At 61.8% G+C, this 9,928-nt stretch carries 7 protein-coding genes and 3 pseudogenes; 7 read left to right on the plus strand and 3 right to left on the minus strand.

Going from position 1 to position 9,928, the window contains the following annotated elements; genetic code table 11:
- Positions 1–98: 98 nt before the first annotated feature.
- The 3 genes and pseudogenes from R4P08_RS18100 to R4P08_RS18600 form a co-directional block, all read left to right on the plus strand.
- Positions 99–614: pseudogene (locus R4P08_RS18100) on the plus strand (IS3 family transposase); the annotation flags it as partial.
- Between the two features lie 36 nt (positions 615–650).
- Positions 651–989: pseudogene (locus R4P08_RS18595) on the plus strand (ISL3 family transposase); the annotation flags it as partial.
- 94 nt (positions 990–1,083) lie between these two features.
- Positions 1,084–1,251 carry a transposase gene (locus R4P08_RS18600; RefSeq protein WP_411741241.1) on the plus strand — a complete coding sequence of 56 codons (168 nt, stop codon included), beginning with the start codon at positions 1,084–1,086 and terminating at the stop codon, positions 1,249–1,251.
- 187 nt (positions 1,252–1,438) lie between these two features.
- Here the strand turns inward: R4P08_RS18600 and R4P08_RS18110 are convergent, their stop codons facing one another.
- A complete protein-coding gene (locus tag R4P08_RS18110; protein ID WP_317815259.1) occupies positions 1,439–2,107 on the minus strand; it encodes an acetyltransferase in 669 nt (222 codons plus the stop codon).
- A gap of 40 nt (positions 2,108–2,147) precedes the next feature.
- A complete protein-coding gene (locus R4P08_RS18115; protein ID WP_317815260.1) occupies positions 2,148–2,750 on the minus strand; it encodes a sugar transferase in 603 nt (200 codons plus the stop codon).
- Between the two features lie 112 nt (positions 2,751–2,862).
- Here R4P08_RS18115 and R4P08_RS18120 point away from each other — a divergent pair, with 112 nt between their 5' ends.
- The 4 genes from R4P08_RS18120 (at position 2,863) to R4P08_RS18135 (ending at position 9,076) form a co-directional block, all read left to right on the plus strand.
- Positions 2,863–3,999: a DegT/DnrJ/EryC1/StrS family aminotransferase gene (locus R4P08_RS18120; RefSeq protein ID WP_317815261.1), complete on the plus strand. Its 1,137-nt coding sequence runs from the start codon at positions 2,863–2,865 to the stop codon at positions 3,997–3,999.
- Positions 4,000–4,885: 886 nt separating this feature from the next.
- Positions 4,886–5,929 carry an acyltransferase gene (locus tag R4P08_RS18125; RefSeq protein ID WP_317815262.1) on the plus strand — a complete coding sequence of 348 codons (1,044 nt, stop codon included), beginning with the start codon at positions 4,886–4,888 and terminating at the stop codon, positions 5,927–5,929.
- 841 nt (positions 5,930–6,770) lie between these two features.
- A complete protein-coding gene (istA, locus tag R4P08_RS18130) occupies positions 6,771–8,333 on the plus strand; it encodes an IS21 family transposase (RefSeq protein WP_317815263.1) in 1,563 nt (520 codons plus the stop codon).
- Positions 8,330–9,076, plus strand: a complete 747-nt coding sequence (locus tag R4P08_RS18135) for an ATP-binding protein (RefSeq protein WP_182641292.1) — start codon at positions 8,330–8,332, stop codon at positions 9,074–9,076. The genes istA and R4P08_RS18135 overlap by 4 nt, the downstream gene beginning before the upstream one ends.
- 287 nt (positions 9,077–9,363) lie before the next feature.
- On the opposite strand, the pseudogene R4P08_RS18140 reads toward R4P08_RS18135, so the two are convergent.
- A pseudogene (locus R4P08_RS18140) lies at positions 9,364–9,826 on the minus strand (IS3 family transposase); the annotation flags it as partial.
- Positions 9,827–9,928: the final 102 nt, after the last annotated feature.

Below are 9,928 nucleotides of genomic sequence, written 5' to 3' on the forward strand. Positions count from 1 at the left end.
AACCCAGGTCAGCCCGGGCCACTCAGACGCCCGGGCGCACCCGACTGCACATAACCACGGACTGAGCCGAATAGGTGTTATGCGCAGCTGCGCATAATACGTACGTCCGAACGTGGGCCGGATTCACCTACGTGGCGTTCATCGTCGACGTATTCGCCCAACGCATCGTGGCGTGGAATGCAGCGACGACCATGGCCACGGACTTGGTGATGACGCCGCTGCGCATGGCGCTGTGGCAACGGGACCGCGAGGGACGCCCGGTCGAACCGAAATCGCTGATCAGCCACTCCGATGCGGGCAGTCAATATACATCTGTAGCGTTCACCGAACGCCTCGCCCTCGAGGGGATCGAACCGTCGATCGGCAGCGTCGGCGACGCCTACGACAACGCGCTCATGGAGACAATCAACGGACTGTACAAGGCCGAGTGCATCCGCTCGTCCATCTTCCACGACGGGCCGTACAAGACGATCTCCGACGTCGAGTACGCCACCGCCGCATGGGTCGAGTGGTACAACAATGAACGGCTCCACTCAAGCCTGGACTACGTCCCGCCCGTCGAGTTCGAGCAGAGCTACTACGCCGCTCTCAACCGAGAGCTGCAACCCACATAGGGAGCGGCGGAAAACCTGGGGCGGTTCAGTGTCGAGATCGCCGCGTCCGATCCGTTCCACAGCTACAAGCGGGCCGTCGATGACGAACTCGACGACGCCACCGCTGTCCTCGACGCTTTCCATGTCGTCAAGCTCGCCCTCGGTGCCGTGGACGAGGTCCGCCGTAGGTTGCAGCAGCAGATCTGCGGCCACCGCGGACGCAAAGGCGACCCCCTCCACGGAATCCGCGCCATCATCCGCTGCGACCCGGTACGCCTGACCGAGCGGCAGTGGCGACGGTTCAATGACGCACTGGCCGCCGACCCCAGGCACGAGGAATTGTTCATCGCCTGGCAAGTCGCCCACGAACTCCGACAGGCCTACCACCACACCGACCTTCAGACCGGGCGCAGCGCTGCGGGAAGGTACTCGCAACCCTGCCGTCCTGCCCGATCCCTGAGATCGCCCGCCTCGGCCGCACTCTTCGCAAGTGGAAGGACGCATTTCCCGCGTACTGGACCACCGGCTGATCAACAACGGAGGAACCGAAGCGATCAACGGCCTAATCGAACTCCACCGGCGCCTGGCTTGCGTATACCGCAACCGGGACAACTACCGCCTGCGCATGCTCCTCATCGCCGGTGGGCTACGAAACTGACCCCACACTCAGATACGAAGAGCCACGAAACGTCGTCGAGCGTTCCTTCGCTCTGGCCAAGCAATGGCGAGCGCTGGCCACCCGATACGACAAGCTCGCCATCACTTACCGTGCCGCCGTCACGCTCTGTTCGATCCTGACCCGGGTACGCCTACTGGGAGACACGCCCTAGCAATGATTGCAATTCTCAGTGCGGAAGCATTTTCTTGACGACTGCTGGCACCCCAGCGACAAGCGTGTAGTCCTCCACGTTCTTCGTCACCGCAGATCCAGATCCGATAATGGACCCACGGCCGATAGTGAGCCCCTGATTAATCGCCGAGTTTGTACCAACCATCGCTTCCTCGCCCACGGTGACCTCGCCAGAGATCGCGCACAGCGGGTTGACCGTCGAGAAATCGGCTAGGACGGAATCATGCCCGATTGTGCTATTCAGATTGATGTGAGCGTGCCGCCCAATTGACACGTTCGTGGTGACGGATACATGCGCGCAGACTACTGCGCCGGGAGATATATGGACATCGGCCCCGAACGTAGCCGAACTGTGGACGAGGGTCGCGGGTTGGAGTCCTGCAGCGGTCGCAGCGTCATCCAGCGTTCGCCGGATGGCTCCGGATCCGATGCCAATCGAGTATTCGCATCCCTCTGGGAGGTCATTTAAGCTGGCGCTTGGCCCAATGTAATGAGCGCCGATGCGGGAAAGCCGGTCCATGTCGGGTTCACCGTCGTCAATGAATCCGATGAAGTCAAAACGGTCTGACACGGAATCGGCAAGCTGGCGGTTGAGGTCGTGCACAATATCGAGGACTTCTCGGCCGAAGCCGCCCGCGCCGATAATCACAAGTGGAGTTGGCATGTGGCCGAGCATAGTGGGAGCACCGCGTGAGCGTTGTCGGTCAGAAGCCGCTACCCCTGAACTCCGGCATCGTAGCTTCCCCTTCTGCGGAGACTCCCTCCCGGCGGAGCACTGTCCACGCGGTACGCGCAAGGATCCGTATGTCGAGTCCAAGCGAACAGTTGTCGACGTACGCTACATCGAAAGCGAAGCGTTCGTCCCAGCTTTGCGCATTGCGGCCCGATACCTGTGCGAGACCCGTCAAGCCGGGGGGCACCTCCATTCGGCGGGCTTGCTCGGGCGAAAAGCGCTCCAAGTAACGCATGAGGAGAGGGCGGGGGCCAACAAGGCTCATATCGCCGTTGACGATGTTCCAAATTGTTGGCAACTCGTCGATACTGGTAGCCCGAAGAAGCGATCCCAGACGCGTCATGCGGGTCGCGTCGTCGATCCAGCCCCTGTCAGGTTTAATCGGGTGCATCGTACGAAACTTGCGCATCATGAACGGTCTCCCATCGAGACCGGGTCGTGTTTGTGAGAACAAGACGGGTGAGCCAATCGTCGCCAGGATTCCTAGCGCGGCAATAGCTTGCACTGGAAGTGTCAAAACGAACAGCGGTACCGCGATGGCGATGTCGAACGCACGCTTTGCTCTGTACGGCATAAGTTGAACTCCTCGGCGATGCAGGGGGTGCGCGTGGCCAGCGATAGTCAGACGGTTAGGGTCCTGCGGCTAGCATTGCATCAACGTCCCCCCCTACGAAAGGTGCGTCCCTGTGTCTCGCATCCTCATGTCCAAGGCGACCGTCGGTCCCGAGGAGGAGGAGGCCCTGATCAGAGCAATTCGGTCCGGCTGGGTCACTCCACTGGGCCCAGAGGTGGACGCGTTCGAAGCAGAAATTTGTGAACGGACCGGTCGGCGGCACGCACTGGCGCTGTCGTCGGGTACCGCTGCCCTGCACCTTGCGCTGCTGGAGCTGGGTGCACAGCCGGGGGTGTGCGTCGTCCTATCATCGATGACCTTCGCTGCCACCGCGAACGCAGTTGCCTACACGGGCGCTGAGGCTGTGTTTGTGGACTCGCGGGAGTCTGACGGGAACGTCGACGCGGAACTGATGCTGGAAACGATCCGAGTACTACAGAGCGAAGGTCGAGACGTCGTCGCTGCGCTCCCTGTGGACCTCTTTGGTCGCTGCGTGGAGTACGACGTACTCGAGTCTGGGTTGGCCGAACTAGGAGTTCCGATGTTGGCTGATGCCGCGGAGTCCCTCGGGGCAACGTTCAAGGGGAAGGCCGCCGGCGCCTACGGACGCGCAGCCGCGTTCTCTTTCAACGGCAACAAAATTATGACCACGTCTGGGGGTGGGATGCTGGTCTCAGACGACGCTGAGCTGATTGATCGCGCGCGTTACCTGTCCACCCAGGCTCGGCAACCAACTCCGTGGTACGAGCACACCGAAGTCGGTTTCAATTACCGGATGTCCAACATTTTGGCGGCCATCGGACGTGCCCAGTTGGCCAAGCTGGACGACTTCATCGTCCGTCGCCGAGCAATTCGCCGAATGTACGTTGACGCGTTCGCGGATATCGATGGCCTACGGTTTCTGGGGTCCGCTGAGGATCTAGATGGCACTGCAGAGAACTGCTGGCTTACAGCCATAGATTTGGGAACGGAAGTCGGAGTCACCGCCAACGAGATGGTCGCTCACCTTGACGCGAGCGACATCGAGGGGCGACACTTGTGGAAACCCATGCACTTGCAGCCAGTGTGGAAAGACTCCCGAGCTTTCGTCAATGGCGCGTCCGAGACGTTATTTCGGCGAGGGGTTACCTTGCCGAGCGGGTTTGGACTAATGGACAGCGAAATTGAGCAGGTCGTTGGTGCAGTCCGTAGCAAGCTAGGAAAGTCTTGACGGCCGCGCTGAAGTAACTTGCGCTATGAGGGTCTTACCTGACTCTCGAACTGAAGCCGCGAACCGGGGTGTGGTTCGTGGTCCGATCAGCTGGGGCTTCCTCCAGCAACTAGCTGGCCTCGTCCTGTTGACGGATTGTCGAATCTGCAGTCAGTATGTCGTCTAGACGGTGAATTTTGAGATTTTTGCTTGGAGGCACGAGGTGAACAGGTAGCGCAATAATCTCCGCGCTTCGGGCTCCAGAGGGCGACGGCTGGCGAGTCTTGCCCGTCAATTCATGCCTCAACATTCACGAGGCCTAGCATAGACACTTGTGTAGACGCTAGGCGAGAGTTTGATCATCCTCGCTACTGTGGAAAGCCTGCTTCTGCGCACCGGTGACTGGTTTGGCTAGCCGAAATCGTCGTAACTCGCCGTAGCAGTCCGTGAGACGGCATGCGTTGGCGCTGAAACGAGAGGGCCAGCGATGCCACTTCTGCACCGAACGGCGGGGTAGCCGCCAGTTCGAGGCGAGGCCCGATGCCGCGGGGATGACTGGGGCCGCAAGCCTCCGGTGTCCTCGAAGGGCGTCTTCGTGTGGCCGACTGGTATGCGTTACGTGCCCAGTTGGAGCGCGGTTTCCCGGATGGTTCGGAGGGGGACGGTAGTCGAGCAGCCAGTCTTGTGGCCAGACTTGGCACTTCTCGCCAAAGCCGCAGTGCTCAGAAAGCATATCGTCGTTTCCTTGGCTCGGACCGGAGACGGATCTGAGGCTGTGTCGGGGTTGGGTTGCGCAGGGGTGTTTTCACTCGGGTTCCTGGCATCTACGGGATCAAGGGGCGGAACCGGGGTTGGTGGTCCCCCCGAAAGCCAATGGGTAGCAGTCGTTCTCGGTGAAATGTGCGTATTGTCTGCACTCGTGCTGATAACCAGAGGAACGGCTGAACCAGACAGGGGTGTGGCCAGGCTCGCCTGGGTCGACGTTCTACGAGGGCTCGCGATTCTCGCGGTGGTCCTTTACCACGCCGATTTGCAAGTGAGCCTCGGTCTTGACACCCGCCTCGGTGTCATTACCACGATCAATGACACAATCGGCCCGTTCAGGATGCCGATCTTGATGTTTCTGTCGGGCATCCTCCTCCCGATCTCCCTGGCCAAACCAGCCAATATTTACCTGAAGGGCAAGTTTGGAAAGATCGCCTGGCCGTATTTCGTTTGGTCTTTCGCCAACCTGGCGGTGTTGGTCGCGGCGTCTTCGGCGAGGGAGGAGGTGGTCGGTCTCGGCCACTTCGGGCGGGTATTTTACGCTCCGCCCACCTACCACTGGTACCTCGCTTACTTGGTGGTGTTCTACGTCCTGGCTCTTCCCTTCGCCGGTTTGCCGCGGGTCCGATTGGCCACGATACCGCTAGCACTGGTGGGAGCCGCCTTTTCAGATGGGCAATGGGAGCGATTCCTGTTTCTGTGGGCGTTCTTCATGGCCGGCGACTTCGTTGCGAGGCACTGGGATCAATTGAAAGGCCTGGTTTCCCGCCCCTGGGTTGTGGCAATTTGCGCGATAGCAGCTGTCCCCGTTCTCTTTAGCGCAGCCACCGGGGATGACCTGCGATACGACTCTTGGTGGGCGGTCGGCATCCTCGCCGCCGTGTTCGCCCTTCGCCCTCTGATGCAGTTCGTGGCTCCCACCTTAATTGGAGTCGGGCTGGCAGCGGTAGGTCGACAGTCCATCGTCTATTACGTGTCGCACTACTTGGTCATTACATTGGCTTTCCACGCGCTTACCCGACTGGTTGGGGTTACGTCGCCTTGGCTGCTGTTCGTCGTGACGTCTGTGGTCGCCTTGGCCCTGGGTTTCATCTTGGTCCGGCTTCGTCGCTACAGCGTCGTGGGGTGGCTTTTTGAATGGGCCCCGAAGCGCGAGCTATCGGCTGATTCTCGCGCGCTGCGTTGACGGTGGAGGACGGCGTCTAGACCCACGTACGGATGCTATTGGAGGCTCAGCTTGGTCTTTTTGTGCAGTTGGAATTGTTTGAGCTACTTCGGAGATGCCCTGTAGGTGAACTCCCACTTCCTACAAAAGGTAGAGTCCCGAGTGGTCGATTTGGTCTTGTGCGGTGACCGCATTGAGCCGTCTTAGCGAATTTAGCCTGATCACGGTCATTTCGGTGTGGTGCTCCAAAAAATTCATCGGTGCCCAAGTAGCGAAGACGTGGGCCCGGACCCTGCGTGCCCGTTGGCCATCGGCCCGGCCAGCACAAGCGCACCCGACCCTTACCGGTCACAATCCAACGGCAAGTTCGAGCGTTTTAGCGCACAATAAGCAATGGATGGGCCTATGTCCAGCATCGCGACTCGACCGACGCACGTAAAGCGCCTCTGCTGCAGGGGCTGCAGCTCTAGGCTCACCCTCGAGACCACTCGATTGGGAGCGGGCCCGGTCACCACTCACTTGAACGGGCAACCTCTTAGACGTCACACCTAGTCGTCCGCAACCCACCCGTAGCGGTAGTCGGTGTTAGTCGATGGACGTTAAGGTGTTAGTATTTTCTAATGTTATCGATGATCGCAGGGGTCCGACGCTATTGGGATTCCATCAAGGGTGGCATTTCGTTGGAATACTGCGGTTGGTGAATATTCGTCTTACTGGGGTCCACCGGTATTGCCTCCGGGGGCCGTTCGTCGTTTGACGAGTTATTGCGCTTGGGGGCCAGCAGTAGCGCCCGTGGGGGCCACCTGCTCTTAGGCTCCTTCCGCCGCGTGTATAGGGCACGCGGCGGAAGGAGCAATCCGTGATGGTACGGAAGATTAGGGCGAAGCTCGTGTTGCAGCTTCGCGCCGAAGGCCTGTCAGGCAGGGCGATCGCCGCCTCGCAGGGCATGTCCCGCAAAAGCATCGCGGCGGTCCTGGAGGCCGCCGATGCGACCGAGACGAGCTGGGACGACGTCGTCGAGCTCACCGATGAGCAGGTGTACGCCCGCTTGTTCCCAGGCCGCGGGGAGCACGAGAGCGTGTTCGCCCAGCCGGACTGGGAACAGGTCCACCGCGAGATGGCCCGGGTCGGGGTCACGCTCAAGCTGCTGCACGGCGAGTACACCGACCGCTGCGCCACCACGAGAGCGCCGGCGATGGGCTATGACCGATGGTGCAAGACCTACCAGCGACACGTGATGGTCACCGGCGCCGCCTCCCGCGTCGGGCACAAGGCCGGCCAGACTGTCGAGGTCGACTGGTCCGGCCCCACGATGGAGCTGACCGACCCGGTCACTGGGGCGGTGACGAAGGTGTACCTGTTCGTGGCGTGCCTGCCGTTCAGCAGGTACGCGTTCGTCTGGCCCAGCATCGACATGCAGCAGGACGCGTGGCTGCGGGCGCACGTAGCGATGTTCGAAGCCTTCGGCGGGTCGGTGCCGCGGATCGTGTGCGACAACCTCAAGACCGGCGTGATCAAGCATCCCCGCGACGGGGAGATCGTCCTGAATGACGCCTACCGGGAGATGGCCGCCCACTACTCGGCAGCGGTCCTACCAGGGCGTATACGGCGGCCGAAAGACAAGGCGAGCACCGAGAACACCGTCGCGCACGTTGCGACCTGGGTGATCGCCGGCCTGCGGGACCGGAAGTTCCACACGGTGCCCGAACTGGCCGAGGCCATCGGGGAGCGAATGGACGCCTACAACCGCGAGCCGTTCCAGAAACGCCCCGGTTCCCGGCTGAGCGTGTTCGCCACCGAGGAGCAGTTGCTGCTGACGCCGCTGCCGGCGGTGGCGTTCGAGATCAGCCGGTGGCTCTACGGCCGGCGGGTCGGCCGCAATGGGCACGTGGTGTTCGAGCGCAACTTCTACTCGGCCCCGCTGGCGCACATCGGCACCAAGGTCGACCTGCGAATCACCGCCCGCACGCTGGAGATCTACCGCGGCACCGAGAGAATCTCCAGCCACCTTCTGCTTCCCGAGCAGACGGCAGGCCAGTACCGCACCAACGACGCCGACCTGCCGGCCGGCCGCCAGTACGAGCAGTGGGATGCGCCCCGGGTACGGGCGTGGGCCGAGCGGGTGGGGCCAGCGGCGGTGATCGTGGTCAACCGGATCTTCGAATCCGTGCCCGTCGACGAGCAAGGCCTGGACGCCGCCCTGGCGGTGCTGCGCCTTTCGCGGCGGTTCTCGGCAGAGCGGGTCGAAGCCGCCTGCGCCCTGGCGCTGACCGGACCGGTGCGCTCACCCCGCTACGCGCATATCCACCCCATCCTGGCCACCGGCCAGGACAAGACCGCCGCCCTCGGGCCATCACGGACCGAGCCCGAGCAGGCCAGCGGGTACGTCCGCGGCGCCGACTACTACGCCAGGAGCGCCCGATGAGCAGCATCGATAGCGAAACCAAGCGCAAGCTCCGCGAGATGGGCGCGCAGTCACTGCTCGAGGCGCTCGAAGCGCAACACGACGACCACGTGGTCGGCATGAGCTTCGGCGAGCGCCTTCAGCTGGTCGTCGACCACGCCCACGAGAGCTTCAACCACTCCAAGATCGACGGACTCATCCGCCGGGCCAACCTGCGCTACCCGGGCGCGGATCTCCGGCGGGTGGACCTGGTCGAGGAGCGTGGTCTGGACCGGGCCGTACTCGCGCAGCTCGCCACCTGTTCGTTCATTCAGAGACAGCAGAACGTCGTCTTCCAAGGCTTCACCGGCTCGGGCAAGTCCTACCTCGGCTGCGCCCTGGCCAAGCAAGCCTGCCAGCACCGGATCCGGGCGCACTACATCCGGATGCCCGACCTAGAAGAAGCGTGGGCCTTGGCCAAAGACAGACCCCAGGGCCAGAACAAGTTCCTCAAGAAGTACGCCGCGTTCTCCCTACTGGTGATCGACGAATGGCTCCTCGACCACCCCGACGAGACGATCAGCAGGATGCTCCTCGAGCTCCTTGAGCGGCGCTACGACACTGGGTCGACAGTCTTCTGCACGCAGTACCCCAAGAAGGACTGGCACCAGCGCCTCGGCTCCGGAGTCCACGCCGACGCCGTCATGGACCGTATCGTCCACAACACCATCTGGATCGACACCGGCACCCACAACATGCGTGAGCACCTCGCCGCGACCCAGTAGCTAACCACCCCGGCGGGGGCCGGTGGCCCCAACAGAGAAGATCACCGGCCCCCAACGGCAATACTGCTGGCCCCCAAACGCAATATCCGGTGGCCCCCAAGCCTCCAAATACTCAGTTGGTGCGGAGTCCTCACGCCAAGGCGCTCCACGTGCTGCGACGAGCACGAGTGGGCACTAGACGAGTATCTTAGACTCACGTTCTGACAGCATCAAGTACACCACTTCGACGTTGAAGTCATCTCAGTTTGACCTGCCGCGCTGATTTCGGACAGCGGAGTTGATGATCTCTACGCTGCCGTTGCCGGCTGGATGTCAGCGTAGTGCACCTCGTTCGGCCGCTTGTAGCCGAGCGCTGAATGACGTCGCCGGGTGTTGTAGAAACCCTCAATGTAGCTGATGACGTCAGGCCTGACCTGCGGCTTCGTGTCGTAGACGGTCCGATGCACGCGTTCGTTCTTCGATGCCGAGAAGAACGATCCGGCCATCGCGTTGTCCCAGCACACGCCCGTTCTGCCCATCGAGGAACGCATCCCCAGATCCGTGACCAGCTTGCTGTAGTCGCCCGAGGTATAGACGCGGCCGCGGTCCCGCCAGCTGTTCAATCACCGTCGTCGCGGCAGCGTTCTTCAGCGCCGTCTCGACGAGCTCGGTGCGCATGTGATCGGCGGTCGACCAGCCCACGACCTTCTTGGAGTAGCAGTCGATCACCGTGGCCAGATAGACGAATCCCTGCCAGGTGTGGATGTAGGTGTTATGCGCAGCTGCGCATAATACGTACGTCCGAACGTGGGCCGGCTTCACCTACGTGGCGTTCATCGTCGACGTGTTCGCCCAGCGCATCGTTGCCTGGAA

The sequence above is a fragment of the Rhodococcus sp. IEGM 1408 genome (assembly GCF_033142235.1).
Classification (GTDB): domain Bacteria; phylum Actinomycetota; class Actinomycetes; order Mycobacteriales; family Mycobacteriaceae; genus Dietzia.

What these genes read in the sequence shown, in the direction of transcription:
- R4P08_RS18115 (WP_317815260.1), bottom strand. Translation starts at nt 2,750, where the DNA reads ATGCCGTACAGAGCAAAGCGTGCGTTCGACATCGCCATCGCGGTACCG.
- R4P08_RS18135 (WP_182641292.1), top strand. Translation starts at nt 8,330, where the DNA reads ATGAGCAGCATCGATAGCGAAACCAAGCGCAAGCTCCGCGAGATGGGC.
- R4P08_RS18110 (WP_317815259.1), bottom strand. Translation starts at nt 2,107, where the DNA reads ATGCCAACTCCACTTGTGATTATCGGCGCGGGCGGCTTCGGCCGAGAA.
- istA (WP_317815263.1), top strand. Translation starts at nt 6,771, where the DNA reads ATGGTACGGAAGATTAGGGCGAAGCTCGTGTTGCAGCTTCGCGCCGAA.